Source organism: Gleimia coleocanis DSM 15436, assembly GCF_000159015.1.
GTDB lineage: Bacteria > Actinomycetota > Actinomycetes > Actinomycetales > Actinomycetaceae > Gleimia > Gleimia coleocanis.
Map to the genome: position 1 here is coordinate 437,783 of NZ_DS999545.1, position 15,084 is coordinate 452,866.

The following is a 15,084-nucleotide window of genomic DNA, read 5'->3' on the forward strand; positions in this document are numbered from 1 at the left end:
GTGCTTATCCCAAGGCGGACTAAGTACCGCAAACCGCACCGTCCTACCCGTAGTGGTATGGCTAAGGGTGGCTTCGAAATCAACTTCGGTGATTACGGTATCCAGGCTCTGGAACATGCTTACATCACCAACCGTCAGATTGAAGCTGCACGTATTGCAATGACCCGTTACATCCGTCGTGGTGGTAAGGTTTGGATTAACATCTTCCCAGACCACCCACTGACCAAGAAGCCAGCAGAAACTCGTATGGGTGCTGGTAAGGGTGCTCCAGAATTCTGGATCGCAAATGTTAAGCCGGGTCGTATTATGTTCGAGCTTAAGGGTGTGCCAGTAGACGTAGCTCGCGAAGCTATGCGCCGTGCACAGCACAAGCTCCCAATGAAGACACGATTCGTAGTCCGAGAGGGTGGTGACAACTGATGGCTGATAAGAAGACTCTGACCACCGCCGCGCTGGATAAGATGGACGACGCACAGCTTGCAAAGGCACTGGAAACCGCAAAGGCTGAACTATTTAACCTGCGTTTCTCCAAGGCTCTGGGCCAGCTGGAAGACCACGGCCGCATGCGCGCCGTGCGTGGCGACATCGCACGTATCTACACCGTGGCGCGTGAGCGTGAGCTTGGCATCCGCACCGCCCCTAACACCAAGGAGTGAGCCAAGTGAGCGATACCACCGCAGCAGTTCGCAACGACCGTAAGGTCCGTCGCGGCTACGTAGTATCTGACAAGATGGACAAGACCGTTGTTGTAGAACTCGAGGACCGCGTAAAGCACCCTCTCTACGGCAAGGTTATGACCCGTAAGAACAAGGTCAAGGCACACGATGAACTCAACGATGTGCACGAAGGCGACTACGTTCTGATCATGGAAACCCGTCCGCTGTCCGCAACCAAGCGCTGGCGCGTGGTTGAGGTTATCGAACGCGCTAAGTGATCGAAGCCATCTTTTAGAGAAGCTAACCAAAGGGAAATCCCCCGCAAAGCAACTTGCGAGGGATTTCCCTTTTATTGAACGAGGGTGAGGCAATGCACAGGGCGAGTTAAGAATAAGACTTCCCAATTTGAGTGCAAATGACGTAATCTGTATAAGTTGTAGTTTATTTAGCAGGATGAGTATGTCCACATACTTTCCTGAAAGTAATCTGCAGCCTTCCAAGTGCAGAGACCAAGTTCCTGTTAGCACACAAGTTCTTGGGTCGTTGAACAGTGAACTCGCGTCTGCACAAAAGAATGTCCGTTTGTGTAGCAATCGTTGCACAAAAGTCCGTATACGTTCGGCTAGGCTCTGGCGGAGGTTCCGTCAAGAGAACCAGCTCGACGACAGGAGAAAACGAATGATCCAGCAGGAGTCGCGACTAAAGGTTGCTGACAACACGGGTGCAAAGGAAATCCTCTGCATTCGCGTTCTCGGTGGCTCGGGTCGGCGCTACGCGGGCGTTGGCGATACTATCGTCGCAACCGTAAAAGACGCTATTCCCGGCGGCAACGTAAAGAAGGGTGATGTCGTTAAGGCTGTGGTAGTGCGTACCCGTAAGGAACGCCGCCGCCCAGACGGTTCATACATCCGCTTTGATGAAAACGCAGCTGTCATCTTGAAGAACGATGGCGAACCACGTGGAACCCGTATCTTCGGCCCAGTTGGCCGCGAACTTCGTGATAAGAAGTTCATGAAGATCGTTTCCCTCGCTCCGGAGGTAATCTGATGGCCGCTAAAATTAAGAAGGGTGACCTGGTAGAGGTCATTGCTGGTCGTACCGCAGACCAGAAGAAGATTGATGAACGCAACGCACGTCGTGTAGCTGAAGGCTTGGAACCACTCAAGCCAGGCGACAAGGGCAAGCAGGGTCGCGTCATCAAGGTGTTCCCTAAGGAACAGAAGGTTCTCGTTGAAGGCGTGAACTTCAAGACGCGTCACGTACGCGAAGGTCAGTCCGCACAGGGACAGGTAACCGGCGGCATTCAGCTGATTGAAGCCCCAATCTCCATCTCTAAGGTTGCTCTGGTAGATCCAGAAACCAAGCAGCGTGTGCGTGTTGGTTTCCGTGTTGACGTTGATGAAAACGGCAAGCGCGTTAACCGTAACCCGATCCGCGTAGTTCGTGGTGGCGCTAAGCGTAACCTCGAAACTGGAAAGGAAATCGGAGCATGACCCCTCGCCTGAAGCAGAAGTATGTTGACGAAATTCGTCCACAGCTGATCAAGGAATTCGCACACTCTAACCCAATGCAGGTTGGCGGCTTGACCAAGGTCGTTGTCAACATGGGTGTTGGTGAAGCAGCACGTGATTCCAAGGCACTGGACGGCGCACTGCGCGACCTGACCGTAATCACCGGTCAGAAGCCAGTTGTCACTAAAGCTCGTAAGTCTATCGCACAGTTCAAGCTGCGTGAAGGTCAGCCAATTGGTGCACACGTAACCATGCGTGGCGACCGCATGTGGGAATTCATGGATCGCTTGATTTCTCTGGCTCTGCCACGAATCCGCGACTTCCGTGGTCTGTCCCCAAAGCAGTTTGACGGTAACGGCAACTACACCTTCGGTCTGACTGAACAGTCTATGTTCCACGAGATCGACCAGGATAGCATTGACCGTGTACGTGGCATGGATATCACCATCGTCACTTCCGCAAAGACCGATGAAGAAGGCCGTGCGCTGTTGCGTGCACTGGGCTTCCCATTCAAGGAGGACTGAGCACATGGCGAAGACTTCTCTGAAAGTAAAGGCAGCTCGCAAGCCTAAGTTTGCGGTGCGTGCTTACACTCGCTGTAACCGTTGTGGCCGTCCACGTTCGGTTTACCGCAAGTTCGGATTGTGCCGTGTCTGCCTTCGCGAACTCGCTCACGCGGGCGAGCTCCCAGGCGTGACTAAGAGCAGCTGGTAACGACTACATCGTAGGTCCGTCAGCGATAAGCGCTGATAGGAAACCCCGATGAGGAAGGGGATATCCCCCAAATGACTATGACTGATCCAATCGCAGATATGCTTACGCGTCTGCGTAACGCGAGTGCGGCACACCACGATACGGTGTCCATGCCACACTCCAAGTTGAAGGCAGCTATTGCCGACATCCTGGTAACTGAAGGTTACGTATCTTCCGTTTCCGTTGAGGATGCACGTGTGGGTAAGACCCTCACTCTCGTACTGAAGTACAACGCGCACCGTGAACCAGCTATCACTGACGTGAAGCGTGTTTCCAAGCCAGGTCTGCGCGTTTACGCAAAGTCCACCAACCTGCCAAGCGTTCGTGGCGGCCTGGGAGTTGCTATTCTGTCAACTTCCTCCGGTCTGCTCACCGACCGCGAAGCAGCTAACAGGGGAGTAGGTGGGGAAGTCCTCGCCTACATCTGGTAAGGAGGAAACCCATGTCTCGTATTGGTAAAGCTCCTATCGAAATCCCTGCTGGCGTTGAGGTTAAGATTGACGGCGCAAACGTTACCGTTAAGGGTCCAAAGGGCACCCTGGAACACGTAATCGTTTCCCCAATCACCGCTTCCATCGAAGAAGGCCAGATTCTGGTCACTCGCCCAGACGATCACCGCGATTCTCGTGCACGTCACGGTCTGACTCGTACTCTGATCAACAACATGATCATTGGCGTAACCCAGGGTTACTCCAAGGGTCTGGAAATCGTTGGTACCGGTTACCGTGTAGCAGCGAAGGGCGCTGATCTGGAATTCGCTCTTGGTTTCTCCCACCCAGTTGTGGTTAAGGCTCCAGAAGGCATCGAATTCAAGGTTGATAACCAGGTTAAGTTCTCGGTTAACGGCATTGATAAGCAGCTTGTTGGCGAGGTCGCTGCGAACATTCGCAAGATCCGTAAGCCTGAACCTTACAAGGGTAAGGGTATTCGCTACGCAGGCGAAAACGTACGTCGCAAGGTCGGAAAGGCTGGTAAGTAATGTCTTACACCGTTAAGGGCAAGGGCAAGGTAGTTGCTCGTAAGCGCCGCCACCAGCGTGTTCGTAAGAACGTAAACGGTACTGCAGAGCGTCCACGTCTGGTTGTAACCCGTTCTAACCGCCACATGGTTGCACAGGTTATCGATGACTACAAGGGTCACACTCTGGTATCTGCCTCCACCATGGAAGCAGCATTCGACGGTTCCTCCACCAAGGTTGAAGCAGCTCGCCGCGTAGGCGAACTGATTGCAGCTCGTGCGCAGGAAGCTGGCATCACCGCTGTGGTCTTCGACCGCGGTGGCAACAAGTACCACGGCCGTGTCGCAGCTGTAGCAGAAGGCGCCCGCGAGGGTGGCCTGGCGCTCTGAGCGACCAGAAGGAAGAAGGCATACTGATGGCTGCAGCGCAGCGAAACAAAGGTCAGGGCACCTCTGAAGGCCGCGACACCGAACGTCGTGAACGCCGCGGAGGACGTCAGTCCGAACGTCGCGACAACCGTCGCAACGAAGAAAAGAACCAGTACATCGAACGTGTGGTTACCATTAACCGCGTGTCCAAGGTAGTTAAGGGCGGTCGTCGCTTCAGCTTCACCGCACTTGTAGTCGTTGGCGATGGCGAAGGCACCGTAGGTGTAGGTTACGGCAAGGCTAAGGAAGTTCCACAGGCTATTGCAAAGGGCGTTGAAGAAGCAAAGAAGAGCTTCATCCGCGTTCCAATGATTCGTCGTACCATCACCCACCTCGTACAGGGCGAAGACGCAGCAGGCGTTGTTCTGCTTCGTCCAGCAGCTCCTGGTACTGGTGTTATCGCCGGTGGTCCGGTCCGCGCCGTTCTGGAATGCGCCGGTGTCCACGACGTACTTTCGAAGTCCCTCGGTTCTTCGAACGCAATCAACATTGTCCACGCAACTATTGCCGCTCTGAAGCAGCTGGAACAGCCTGAAGCAGTAGCAGCACGTCGTGGACTTCCACTGGAGCGCGTAGCTCCTGCATCCATGTTGCGTGCACGCGCAGAAGGCATTGCAGAAGCACGTGCTGAAGCTGAAAAGGCTGAAAACGAAGCGGCAGCGGCAGGAGTGAGCAAGTAATGGCAAACCTGAAGATTACCCGCGTCCGTTCTGACATCGGCCGTCCACAGGAACAGCGTCGCACCATGCGCGCCCTGGGTCTGCGTAAGATCGGTCAGTCCGTAGTACGCGAAGACAACAAGGCACTGCGTGGCATGATTCTCGCTGTTCGCCACTTGGTTACGGTAGAGGAGGTCAACTGACCATGGCTGAAAACACCATTCTCCGTCTCCATGACCTGAAGCCAGCACCAGGCTCTAAGAAGGCTAAGACCCGCGTTGGTCGTGGTGAAGGTTCTAAGGGTAAGACCGCTGGTCGTGGTACCAAGGGTACCAAGGCTCGTTACCAGGTAGCAGTCGGCTTTGAAGGCGGCCAGATGCCAATGCATATGCGCCTGCCAAAGCTCCGCGGTTTCAAGAACCCATTCCGTGTGGAATACCAGGTAGTAAACCTTGAGTTGCTGCAGGTACTCTTCCCAGAGGGTGGAGACATCACCGTTGAGGATCTGGTAGCTGCTGGTGCTGTTCGCCCACGTCAGCTGGTTAAGGTCCTGGGTCAGGGCGAAGTAACCGCTAAGTTCAACCTCGTAGTTGACAAGTGGTCCGCTTCCGCAGAAGCAAAGGTTACCGCTGCAGGCGGTTCCCTGACTGCTCGCTGATCATAAAACATTAAAGTAGGCTTCTCAGCTTAGGCTGAGAAGCCTACTTTTTTACATTTACCGACATAAGAAAACAAAGAATATCCGCCCTCGGGAAAATAAAAGCGGAAAGAAAACTACAGGACAGAGGGTTTTGCCTAATTGCTCACGTAAGACGACCTCGAATAAATAGCGTAAATCGTGTAACCTTGTTCTGGATTATTGTTTTATTTTCGACTTAGTTTTAGGAGGAAGCTTGTTCGCAGCATTCGCTCAAGCATTCCGCACCCCAGACTTGCGCTCCAAGCTGCTGTTCAGCTTGCTGATTATGGCGCTCTTCCGCTTGGGCTCATTCATCCCAGCGCCGGGTGTGTCCACCGTCAACGTACAGCAGTGTCTAGCAAACCAAGGCAACACCTCATTACTTGACCTCGCAAACCTGTTCTCCGGTGGCGCGTTGCTCCAGCTCTCTATCTTCGCGTTGGGCATCATGCCATACATTACGGCCTCCATCATCATCCAGCTGCTGCGCGTAGCAGTACCACGCTTCGAAGACCTGCACAAGGAAGGCCAAGCTGGCCAGGCGAAGCTAACTCAGTACACCCGTTACCTAACTATCTTCCTAGGTGTCCTGCAGTCCTCTGGCATCGTTTCCCTGGCATTCTCTAACGCGCTATTCCCAGGATGTGGCCTGCCAGTTGTACCACACGCCTCTCCATTCACCTTCATTACCATGGTTTTGGTAATGACCGCTGGTACCGGCGTCATCATGTGGCTGGGCGAACTTATCACCGAACGCGGCATTGGTAACGGCATGTCCTTGCTTATCTTTACCTCCATTACCGCCACCCTGCCAGCACAGCTGTACAACATCGGTATCTCCACCGGTTGGGGTAAGGTAGTGGCAATTGTAGCCATCATCATTATCATCACCATGGCTGTCGTTTACGTAGAACAGGCACAACGCCGTATTGCAGTCCACTACGCAAAGCGCATGGTTGGTCGTCGCGTAATGGGTGGTTCCTCCACCTATATCCCATTGAAGATCAACATGTCTGGTGTTATCCCAGTAATCTTCTCCACCTCCATCCTGGCTATGCCAGCCCTGTTTGCGAACTTCGCAAATCCACACGGCAGCTGGGCACAGTGGATTCAGGCTAATATGCGACAGACCTCTTGGGTTTACTTGCTACTCGACGGCCTGCTGATCCTCTTCTTCACCTTCTTCTACACCTCCATCACTTTCAACCCTGATGAAGTTGCAGATAACATGAAGCGCTACGGTGGCTTCATCCCAGGTATCCGCGCTGGTCGTCCAACCGCTGAATACCTGCGATACGTAATCACCCGTATCACCACTGCAGGTGCAATCTACCTGCTGATTGTGGCAATCCTGCCAGCAATCGCAATGATTCCACTAAACCTCGGCCAGGGGCGTCTGCCATTCGGTGGCACCACCTTGCTGATCATCGTGGGTGTTGGTTTGCAGACCGTTAAGGAAATTAACTCCCAGCTGCAGAAGCATTCTTACGAAGGATTCTTGGTATGATCGCAACTGAAAAGAAGGCTCCTCTCGTCCTGATTCTAGGCGCTCCGGGAGCTGGTAAAGGTACTCAGGCTGAAAGGATCGCTCAGTTCCTGAACGTTCCATCCATCTCTACCGGCGCTATCTTCCGTCAGAACATTAAGGAAGAAACCGAGCTGGGTAAGCGCGCTAACGAATTCATCTCCAAGGGTGAGTTCGTGCCAGACTCAGTTACCAACCCAATGGTAGCTGCCCGCCTGGAAGCACCAGACGTAGATAACGGCTGCCTGTTGGATGGCTACCCACGTACCGTGGAACAGGCTCACTACCTGCGTGATGCACTGGCATCTAAGGGTAAGGAAATCGACCTGGTCCTGGAAATCGTAACTAACCAGGAAGAAGTTATTGCTCGCCTGCTGAAGCGTGCGGAAATCGAACACCGTGCGGATGACAACGAGGAAGTAATTCGTCACCGCATGGAAGTCTACCGTGAGATGACTGAACCAATGGCAACCTACTATGCTGACCAGGATAAGCTGGTACAGGTTGATGGTATGGGCACCATTGATGAAGTTTGGGCACGCATTGAAAAGGCATTGCTTGACGCTGGTTTCGCACGAAACTGAGTTTGTGGGTGGCGGTAAGTAGTATGATCCGCCCTCGAAAATAAAACAAAACTGACGGGTGCTCGCACAGGGCGCCCGTCAGGTATTTTCCAGCCAGCCTGCCGGCCTGGCGAAAGTCTGTAAAGAGAAACTAATATGGCTCGTATTGAACTGAAAACTCCCCAACAGCTCCGTTATATGCGTGAAGCAGGTCTGGTAGTAGCTGCCATGCATAAGGCGCTACGTGAGGCTGCGCAGCCGGGGGTGACCCTGCTGGAGCTTGATAAGGTTAGCGCGGCGACCATTAAGGCGCATGGTGCTAAATCGAATTTCTTGGGTTATCACGGTTTCCCAGCGACTGTTTGTATTTCTGTTAACGAAGTTGTGGTACATGGGATTCCGACTTCGCAGAAACTGGAACTGGGTGACTTAGTGACCTTTGACTGTGGTGCCTACGTTGAGCGCGAGGGACAGCAGTGGCATGCTGACGCGGCATTCACGATGATTGTGGGTGGTGATGAGCATGGTTCAGATGAGGCACGTTTGTTGAATGAGTTCACTCATGAGGCAATGTGGGCTGCGGTTGCGTCGTTACATGATGGCAAGCGGGTTTCTTGTGTGGGGGATGCGGTTGAGGCAACTCTTGCGGACTATCGTGACCGCGGTTTTACCGGTGACATTGTGGAAGAGTACACCGGGCATGGCATTGGCACGCGGATGCACATGGAACCTGAGGTGATTAACTATTCTGCGCGTGGTTTGCAGCCACGTTTAAAGCCCGGCATGGTGTTGGCAGTTGAGCCGATTATTAGCGCGGGTGGGGCGGATACGGACATTCTGGAAGATGAGTGGACGGTTGTTACTACCGATGGTTCTTTGGCGGCGCAGTGGGAGCATACGGTGGCGATTACTACGCGTGGGATTTGGGTTTTGACGGCTCCGGATGGGGGCGTGGCTGGTTTGGCTCCGTTTGGGATTAAACCGACGCCGCTTTCTTAAGTTTTATTACGTTCCCGAGGGCGTTTTGCAATTGTTTTCGCCCACTGGATTTGTAATAGTGAGTGATTTAACACCCTCCTGGGCTTTAGTTCAGGGGGGTGTTTTGACTAAAGTAGTAATTCGGGTTTGGTTTATAGGCATATCTATGCCTTGAAGCAAACTTGGCCTCTCGCAAAATGCGGTGGGGCATGTAGTTAACTGTAGGGGAATGATCAAGGAATATGGCGAAAAAAGACGGCGTCATTGAAATGGAAGGCACGGTCGTAGAAGCCCTTCGCGATGGAAAGTTCAACGTGGAGTTGGCAAATGGCCATGTCGTGCTTGCGCACATTTCCGGGAAGATGCGTCAGCACTACATTCGTATCCTGCCTGAAGACCGTGTTGTTGTGGAGCTTAGCCCATACGACCTGTCTCGTGGCCGCATCATCTACCGCTACAAGTGATCAGACACTAGCCGGATTTCCGGCGGAGGATAAGCCATGAAGGTACAGCCAAGTGTCAAGAAGATTTGTGACAACTGCAAGGTGATTCGTCGCCACGGCAAAGTCATGATTATCTGTGACAATCCGCGACACAAGCAGCGTCAGGGTCGCTGAGACCTGAACGTTTAGCTAACTGAATAAGCATTTCATCGGTCGTTAGATTTCTAACGGGACCCTCGGACAGGAGGCCGGGGCTGGTAGCAAAGGTTATCGGATGATGAAGTGACCACCTCCCTCACCAATGGAGTGAATTATGGCACGTATTGCCGGCGTTGACCTCCCTCGCGAAAAGCGAATGGAGATTGCGCTTACTTACATTTACGGCGTTGGACGCACCCGCGCCGCTGAAACGCTGGAAGCAACCGGCGTCTCTCCAGACCTGCGTGTTAAGGACGCGACTGAAGAAGACCTCGTAAAGCTCCGCGAGTTTATCGAAGGTAACTACAAGGTTGAAGGTGACCTGCGCCGTGAGGTTCAGGCTGACATTCGCCGTAAGATTGAAATTGGCTGTTACCAGGGTCTGCGCCACCGTCGTGGTCTGCCTGTTCGTGGCCAGCGTACGAAGACCAACGCTCGTACCCGTAAGGGTCCAAAGCGTACGGTTGCCGGTAAGAAGAAGTAACCCTCAGGGTTCACCACTAAACTCGTAGGAGATAAAGAATGGCTGCTAAGTCACGCTCAACGGTGGCCCGTAAGGGACGGCGTAAGGAACGCCGTAATGTTACCCACGGCCACGCATACATTAAGTCAACGTTCAATAACACGATCGTTTCTATCACCGACCCAACTGGTGCTGTTATTTCATGGGCATCCTCCGGTCAGGTTGGCTTCAAGGGCTCTCGTAAGTCCACTCCTTTCGCTGCACAGCTTGCTGCTGAAGCTGCTGCTCGTCGCGCACAGGAACACGGCGTAAAGAAGGTTGACGTTTTCGTTAAGGGTCCAGGCTCCGGCCGTGAGACCGCGATTCGTTCCCTGCAGGCTACCGGTATTGAGGTTGGTTCCATCCAGGATGTTACCCCTCAGCCACACAACGGTTGCCGTCCGCCCAAGCGCCGCCGCGTCTGAGCGTATTCAACGAGACCTCGTAGTCTCCACGTCGAGTTACGAGTCCTATGCTCGTAACATAAACACCTGTTCCAGATACTCTGGAGAATAAACCGGCGTCATATGGCGGATGCCGGGAAGAAAGGAAAAGACGTGCTCATTGCACAGCGACCCACTCTGACAGAAGAGAAGGTTAGCGATAATCGCTCACGCTTCATTCTCGAACCACTCGAACCAGGATTTGGCTACACTCTGGGTAATTCCCTCCGTCGTACCCTGCTATCTTCGATTCCAGGCGCTGCGGTTACTTCTATCCGCATCGACGGTGTCCAGCACGAATTCTCTACCGTGCCGGGAGTGAAGGAAGACGTTGCTGAGATTATTCTCAACATCAAGAACATCGTACTTTCATCCGAAAATGATGAACCTGTAGTTATGTACCTGCGCAAGACCGGTGCGGGCGTTGTTACCGCTGGTGACATCACCCCTCCAGCAGGCGTGGAAATCCATAACCCAGAACTGGAACTCGCAACCCTGTCCGAAAAGGGCAAGGTTGAAATCGAGCTCACCGTAGAACGTGGCCGCGGCTACGTTTCTGCGATGCAGAATAAGGATCCAAATGCAGAAATTTCTCGCATTCCGATCGACTCGATTTACAGCCCAGTGCTGAAGGTTACCTACAAGGTGGAAGCTACTCGTGTTGAGCAGCGTACCGACTTCGATCGTCTGATTGTAGACGTTGAGACGAAGCCTGCGATTACCCCTCGCGACGCGCTTGCATCCGCTGGTAAGACCCTAGTAGAGCTGTTTGGTCTGGCACGCGAACTAAACGTTGAAGCAGAAGGCATCGAAATTGGTCCTTCCGCAACTGACGAAACCCTCGCAGCAGACCTGGCCCTGCCAATTGAGAACCTTGGCCTGCAGTCCCGTTCTTACAATGCACTGCGCCGCCGCGGCATCCTGTCCGTAGGCGAACTGGTTGCTCACTCCGAAGCTGATTTGCTGGACATCCGTAACTTCGGTTTGAAGTCCATCGAAGAAATCAAGGAGAAGCTGGCTGGCTTGGGTATGACCCTGAAGGATTCTGTACTGCCAGTAGGTGGCGCTGAGTCCTCCGGCTCACTACAGTTCAGCGACGAATAATCGTCCTGACGGATCTTACCGTCCCTCATTCGAGAGTTTTTACTAGGAGATATCATGCCTAAGCCCACCAAGGGCGCTCGTCTCGGCTCTTCCGCCGCACACGAGAACCTAATGATTGCGAACCTTGCGCAGGATCTGTTCCAGCACGGTCAGGTTAAGACCACCGTTGCTAAGGCACGCCGCTTGCAGCCACTGGCTGAAAAGCTGATCACCAAGGCTCGCCGCGGCGACCTACACGCCCGCCGTACCGCTGCTAAAACCATCCGCAACAAGGACGTACTGTACCGCCTGTTCGACGTTATCGCTCCAGCGATTGACGCAGAACGCCAGGGTGGCTACACCCGTATTGTGAACGTTGGCCCACGTCGTGGTGACAACGCTCCAATGTGCGTTATTTCTTTGGTTACCGAAAAGGTAGAAAAGAAAGCTGTTGTTGCTAAGGCTGAAGAAACCGCTGCAAAGGCTGTTGAAGTTGAAGAAACCCCAGCAGTTGAAGAAGCAGTAGTTGAAGCAGAAGCTACTGAAGAAGTTGTTGAATCTGAAGACAAGTGATTCAGTGTTAGCTAATCAACGCTAATAGCTACAAAGTGTGGGTGGGTCCTTAAGGATCCACCCACACTTTTTAATATTCTGCGTGCGAATCGCAGTTCCGGCGTTTAGAAAACTAATCCTAACGGTATGATGAAGCTGTGAGTAATCAACTAACTTTAGCCGTGGACTGCGGTGGTGGCGGTATTAAAGCTTCAGTGCTTGACGCACATGGAATGATGGTGACTCCGGCAGTGCGGACACCCAGCCCATACCCCCTTCCACCGGAACTGCTGGTCGAGACTATTAAGTATCTTGCCAGCCAGTTACCTGATTTTGATCGTATTACCGTAGGTATGCCGGGCATGATACGCCACGGCGTAGTGGTCGCAACGCCACACTACATTACGAAAGACGGCCCACGTTCTAAAGTATTACCCGAATTAGTTCCCCAGTGGCAGCTGTTTGATATGCGTAAAGCTGTGCAGGACGCCCTCGGGAAACCCACACTGGTTCTTAATGATGCGGAAGTTGCCGGTGCTGGTGCAGTAACGGGCACGGGACTAGAAATGATTATCACCCTGGGAACTGGCTTGGGGAACGCAGTCTTCGATGGCGGTTGTTTGGCGCCACATGTGGAAATCTCGCAGGGGCCGGTGCGCTGGGGGCTAACCTACGACGACTATGTGGGAGAGCATGAGCGTTTGCGGTTAGGGGATGCACATTGGTCGCGTCGTATTCGCCGCGTGATTGCGGGTCTACGCCCCATGTACATGTGGGATCGACTGTACCTCGGCGGCGGAAACTCTGCGCGGATTACTCCAAGTATCCGGGCAAAGTTAGGAGACGATGTGGTGATTGTGCCTAATGATGCCGGTATCCGCGGGGGAGCGCGCGCTTGGGAGCTAGAGATCTTGGGGCGTGGACAGCAGCCTTCTAAAGGAATGGGGATGTGATGCGGTTTCGTTTAGAATGCGCGTACAGGGGGACATTCTTTAGGGGCTGGGCGAAGCAACCGGGGTTGCGGACAGTTCAGGGTACTTTAGAAGAGGCGTTGGCGTTGGTGTTGCGTGAGCCGGTGGAGCTTACGGTCGCGGGTCGCACAGATGCGGGGGTGCATGCTTCTGCGCAGACGGCACATTTTGATGTGTGTGCTGACCGGTTGATGCAGGTGACGAAACAGGCGGAAGTCGTGCATGCGTGTGAGGCGCTGACGCGTCGGCTGAATCGGTTGATTAGACGCGCGGATAGTAATGCTTCGGGTTTACCTGATGTAGTGGTGTATTCTATTGAGCCGGTGGCAGATGTTTTTGACGCGCGATTTGCTGCTTTACGACGCCACTACGTGTATCGGGTAGCTGACGTGGCCGGGCGTAATCCTCTTTATGCGGAGAGTGTCTGGTGGGTGGAGGAGCCATTGCAGATTCACCTTATGCGTGAGGCGGCGCGGGCTTTAGTGGGGGAGCATGATTTCTTGTCCTTCTGTAAGCCACGCGAGGGTGCTTCTACGATTCGTACTTTAGAAGCCGTGGATTTAGTTGAGACGGATACGGGTTTGGAAGTGCGGTTGAGTGCGGATGCGTTTTGTCATTCGATGGTGCGTTCAATAGTGGGGGCGCTGGTGGAAGTGGGGCGCGGACGTAAGCCAGTGACTTGGATTGCTGATTTAGTGGCGTTCCCGTCTCGGGAGCAGGCTGCTCCGTTGGCGCCGCCGCATGGTTTGACGTTGCGAGCGGTGGATTATCCGCCGGCAGAGCAGTGGGCGGCGCAGCAGCAGAAGACGCGTCGGTTGCGTTCGGTTGCAGATTTTTCCGAGGGCGGATTAGTTGATCTTGCTGCGGATTCTGGCTGTTGTGGTGAATGAGGTTTCTGCCACTAATTTTTAACAGTCTTTGCGATTTAGGTTCGGAGTCGCTAATATTGAACATGTTGTGCGTCTAGTGTGCGCTGACCAGTTATTTATTCCCACTCACTGGTCTTCAGCCCGGACGCAATGACGCGAGCAAATCCTATAAAGTGAGCGTTTCTTGTAGACACGGATATGTTGTCCAAGGAATGCCCTGAATTACTAGAAGAAAAGGCCACGCCCGTGCGCACTTACAGCCCAAAGCCAGGGGACGCTAACAAGCAGTGGTACGTCATTGACGCTACCGACCTCGTCCTCGGCCGCCTGGCAGCAGCAGCTGCCAAACTACTCCGTGGGAAGCATAAGCCAACTTTCGCCCCTCACATGGACATGGGTGACTTCGTTATCGTTATTAACGCTGACAAGGTTGCTCTGACTGGCGACAAGCTTGATAAGAAGTTCGCTTACCACCACTCTGGTTTCCCAGGTGGTCTGAAGGCAGTTTCTTACCGTGAACTCATGGCAAAGTACCCAGAACGCGCCATTGAAAAGGCAGTTCGTGGCATGCTCCCTAAGAACACCCTCGGACGTGCACAGATGCGTAAGCTCAAGGTCTACCGTGGCTCTGAGCACCCACACGTAGCACAGAATCCGATTCCATACCAGATCACCCAGGTCGCCCAGTAAGCGCCCAGCGCTATGGACGCCAGTGAGAAAAGCTGAGGAGAACTGTGGCTGATACCACCGAATTCGACGTGCTTGAAGAGGAAGCAACCCCTAGCACGTATGTAACTGAGACCGAATCCGCTCCAGCGGGTGCAGGTCAGTCCATCACCGCTCCAGGTGCAGGTCTGGGCCGTCGTAAGCGTGCAGTTGCTCGCGTACGTTTGGTTCCGGGCACCGGCGAATGGAAGATCAACGGACGCACTCTGGAAGATTACTTCCCAAACAAGTTGCACCAGCAGCTGGTTAAGGCTCCGTTTGTTCTGCTTGACATTGAAGGTCGTTTCGATGTTGTTGCACGCATTGACGGCGGCGGCATCTCCGGCCAGGCAGGCGCTCTGCGTTTGGGTATTTCCCGTGCGCTGAACGTTATCGACCGTGACGCAAACCGTCCTGCTCTTAAGAAGGCTGGTTTCCTCACTCGTGACGCTCGTGCAATCGAACGTAAGAAGGCCGGTCTTAAGAAGGCACGTAAGGCTTCTCAGTACTCCAAGCGCTGATTCGCCTTCCGACTTTCGGACTTTAATAAATGCCCTCGCACTACGGTGTGGGGGCATTTCTTTTATCTACGTTTCTGAATCTGACGT

At 53.5% G+C, this 15,084-nt stretch carries 26 protein-coding genes; all 26 read left to right on the forward strand.

Going from position 1 to position 15,084, the window contains the following annotated elements; genetic code table 11:
* The 26 genes from rplP to rpsI all read left to right on the forward strand — a co-directional run bounded on the left by rplP (position 1) and on the right by rpsI (position 14,997).
* The gene (gene rplP, locus HMPREF0044_RS06865; RefSeq protein WP_040313092.1) at positions 1-420 is read left to right on the forward strand and encodes a 50S ribosomal protein L16; all 420 of its coding nucleotides are present in this window, start codon (positions 1-3) and stop codon (positions 418-420) included.
* Positions 420-656 (forward strand): 50S ribosomal protein L29, encoded by a 237-nt coding sequence (rpmC, locus tag HMPREF0044_RS06870; protein ID WP_006547404.1) that lies wholly within the window; start codon positions 420-422, stop codon positions 654-656. Before rplP ends, rpmC begins: the two co-directional genes overlap by 1 nt.
* A gap of 5 nt (positions 657-661) precedes the next feature.
* Positions 662-934, forward strand: a complete 273-nt coding sequence (gene rpsQ / locus HMPREF0044_RS06875; protein WP_040313093.1) for a 30S ribosomal protein S17 — start codon at positions 662-664, stop codon at positions 932-934.
* A 400-nt stretch (positions 935-1,334) separates the two neighbouring features.
* On the forward strand, positions 1,335-1,703 hold the full coding sequence (gene rplN, locus HMPREF0044_RS06880) for a 50S ribosomal protein L14 (RefSeq protein ID WP_006547406.1): 369 nt from the start codon (positions 1,335-1,337) through the stop codon (positions 1,701-1,703).
* Positions 1,703-2,149: a 50S ribosomal protein L24 gene (rplX, locus tag HMPREF0044_RS06885; RefSeq protein WP_006547407.1), complete on the forward strand. Its 447-nt coding sequence runs from the start codon at positions 1,703-1,705 to the stop codon at positions 2,147-2,149. Before rplN ends, rplX begins: the two co-directional genes overlap by 1 nt.
* Positions 2,146-2,691 carry a 50S ribosomal protein L5 gene (rplE, locus tag HMPREF0044_RS06890; RefSeq protein WP_006547408.1) on the forward strand — a complete coding sequence of 182 codons (546 nt, stop codon included), beginning with the start codon at positions 2,146-2,148 and terminating at the stop codon, positions 2,689-2,691. Before rplX ends, rplE begins: the two co-directional genes overlap by 4 nt.
* A gap of 4 nt (positions 2,692-2,695) precedes the next feature.
* Positions 2,696-2,881, forward strand: a complete 186-nt coding sequence (locus HMPREF0044_RS06895) for a type Z 30S ribosomal protein S14 (RefSeq protein WP_006547409.1) — start codon at positions 2,696-2,698, stop codon at positions 2,879-2,881.
* A gap of 71 nt (positions 2,882-2,952) precedes the next feature.
* Positions 2,953-3,351: a 30S ribosomal protein S8 gene (gene rpsH / locus HMPREF0044_RS06900; protein WP_006547410.1), complete on the forward strand. Its 399-nt coding sequence runs from the start codon at positions 2,953-2,955 to the stop codon at positions 3,349-3,351.
* Between the two features lie 11 nt (positions 3,352-3,362).
* A complete protein-coding gene (gene rplF, locus HMPREF0044_RS06905; protein WP_006547411.1) occupies positions 3,363-3,899 on the forward strand; it encodes a 50S ribosomal protein L6 in 537 nt (178 codons plus the stop codon).
* The gene (rplR, locus tag HMPREF0044_RS06910) at positions 3,899-4,267 is read left to right on the forward strand and encodes a 50S ribosomal protein L18 (RefSeq protein WP_006547412.1); all 369 of its coding nucleotides are present in this window, start codon (positions 3,899-3,901) and stop codon (positions 4,265-4,267) included. The genes rplF and rplR overlap by 1 nt, the downstream gene beginning before the upstream one ends.
* A 26-nt stretch (positions 4,268-4,293) precedes the next feature.
* Positions 4,294-4,986, forward strand: coding sequence for a 30S ribosomal protein S5 (gene rpsE / locus HMPREF0044_RS06915; RefSeq protein ID WP_006547413.1), 693 nt, complete (start codon positions 4,294-4,296; stop codon positions 4,984-4,986).
* Positions 4,986-5,168, forward strand: coding sequence for a 50S ribosomal protein L30 (gene rpmD, locus HMPREF0044_RS06920; RefSeq protein WP_006547414.1), 183 nt, complete (start codon positions 4,986-4,988; stop codon positions 5,166-5,168). The genes rpsE and rpmD overlap by 1 nt, the downstream gene beginning before the upstream one ends.
* A 2-nt stretch (positions 5,169-5,170) precedes the next feature.
* Positions 5,171-5,623 carry a 50S ribosomal protein L15 gene (gene rplO, locus HMPREF0044_RS06925; RefSeq protein WP_006547415.1) on the forward strand — a complete coding sequence of 151 codons (453 nt, stop codon included), beginning with the start codon at positions 5,171-5,173 and terminating at the stop codon, positions 5,621-5,623.
* A gap of 235 nt (positions 5,624-5,858) precedes the next feature.
* Positions 5,859-7,151, forward strand: a complete 1,293-nt coding sequence (secY, locus tag HMPREF0044_RS06930) for a preprotein translocase subunit SecY (RefSeq protein ID WP_006547416.1) — start codon at positions 5,859-5,861, stop codon at positions 7,149-7,151.
* Positions 7,148-7,753 carry an adenylate kinase gene (locus tag HMPREF0044_RS06935; protein ID WP_006547417.1) on the forward strand — a complete coding sequence of 202 codons (606 nt, stop codon included), beginning with the start codon at positions 7,148-7,150 and terminating at the stop codon, positions 7,751-7,753. Before secY ends, HMPREF0044_RS06935 begins: the two co-directional genes overlap by 4 nt.
* 135 nt (positions 7,754-7,888) lie before the next feature.
* The gene (gene map / locus HMPREF0044_RS06940; RefSeq protein ID WP_006547418.1) at positions 7,889-8,731 is read left to right on the forward strand and encodes a type I methionyl aminopeptidase; all 843 of its coding nucleotides are present in this window, start codon (positions 7,889-7,891) and stop codon (positions 8,729-8,731) included.
* 221 nt (positions 8,732-8,952) lie between these two features.
* Positions 8,953-9,174 (forward strand): translation initiation factor IF-1, encoded by a 222-nt coding sequence (gene infA / locus HMPREF0044_RS06945; protein WP_006547419.1) that lies wholly within the window; start codon positions 8,953-8,955, stop codon positions 9,172-9,174.
* A gap of 36 nt (positions 9,175-9,210) precedes the next feature.
* Complete coding sequence (gene rpmJ, locus HMPREF0044_RS08110; RefSeq protein WP_006547420.1) at positions 9,211-9,327, forward strand: 50S ribosomal protein L36; 117 nt, start codon at positions 9,211-9,213, stop codon at positions 9,325-9,327.
* 139 nt (positions 9,328-9,466) lie between these two features.
* Positions 9,467-9,835: a 30S ribosomal protein S13 gene (gene rpsM / locus HMPREF0044_RS06950; protein WP_006547421.1), complete on the forward strand. Its 369-nt coding sequence runs from the start codon at positions 9,467-9,469 to the stop codon at positions 9,833-9,835.
* Between the two features lie 38 nt (positions 9,836-9,873).
* The gene (rpsK, locus tag HMPREF0044_RS06955; RefSeq protein WP_006547422.1) at positions 9,874-10,278 is read left to right on the forward strand and encodes a 30S ribosomal protein S11; all 405 of its coding nucleotides are present in this window, start codon (positions 9,874-9,876) and stop codon (positions 10,276-10,278) included.
* Positions 10,279-10,410: 132 nt separating this feature from the next.
* Positions 10,411-11,400 carry a DNA-directed RNA polymerase subunit alpha gene (locus HMPREF0044_RS06960; RefSeq protein WP_040313214.1) on the forward strand — a complete coding sequence of 330 codons (990 nt, stop codon included), beginning with the start codon at positions 10,411-10,413 and terminating at the stop codon, positions 11,398-11,400.
* A 54-nt stretch (positions 11,401-11,454) separates the two neighbouring features.
* Positions 11,455-11,952 (forward strand): 50S ribosomal protein L17, encoded by a 498-nt coding sequence (gene rplQ / locus HMPREF0044_RS06965; RefSeq protein ID WP_006547424.1) that lies wholly within the window; start codon positions 11,455-11,457, stop codon positions 11,950-11,952.
* A gap of 137 nt (positions 11,953-12,089) precedes the next feature.
* Positions 12,090-12,884 carry an ROK family protein gene (locus tag HMPREF0044_RS06970; protein ID WP_006547425.1) on the forward strand — a complete coding sequence of 265 codons (795 nt, stop codon included), beginning with the start codon at positions 12,090-12,092 and terminating at the stop codon, positions 12,882-12,884.
* The gene (gene truA / locus HMPREF0044_RS06975) at positions 12,884-13,792 is read left to right on the forward strand and encodes a tRNA pseudouridine(38-40) synthase TruA (RefSeq protein ID WP_006547426.1); all 909 of its coding nucleotides are present in this window, start codon (positions 12,884-12,886) and stop codon (positions 13,790-13,792) included. Before HMPREF0044_RS06970 ends, truA begins: the two co-directional genes overlap by 1 nt.
* A gap of 225 nt (positions 13,793-14,017) precedes the next feature.
* A complete protein-coding gene (gene rplM, locus HMPREF0044_RS06980) occupies positions 14,018-14,461 on the forward strand; it encodes a 50S ribosomal protein L13 (protein ID WP_040313215.1) in 444 nt (147 codons plus the stop codon).
* Positions 14,462-14,505: 44 nt separating this feature from the next.
* Positions 14,506-14,997, forward strand: coding sequence for a 30S ribosomal protein S9 (rpsI, locus tag HMPREF0044_RS06985; protein WP_006547428.1), 492 nt, complete (start codon positions 14,506-14,508; stop codon positions 14,995-14,997).
* Positions 14,998-15,084 lie beyond the last annotated feature (87 nt).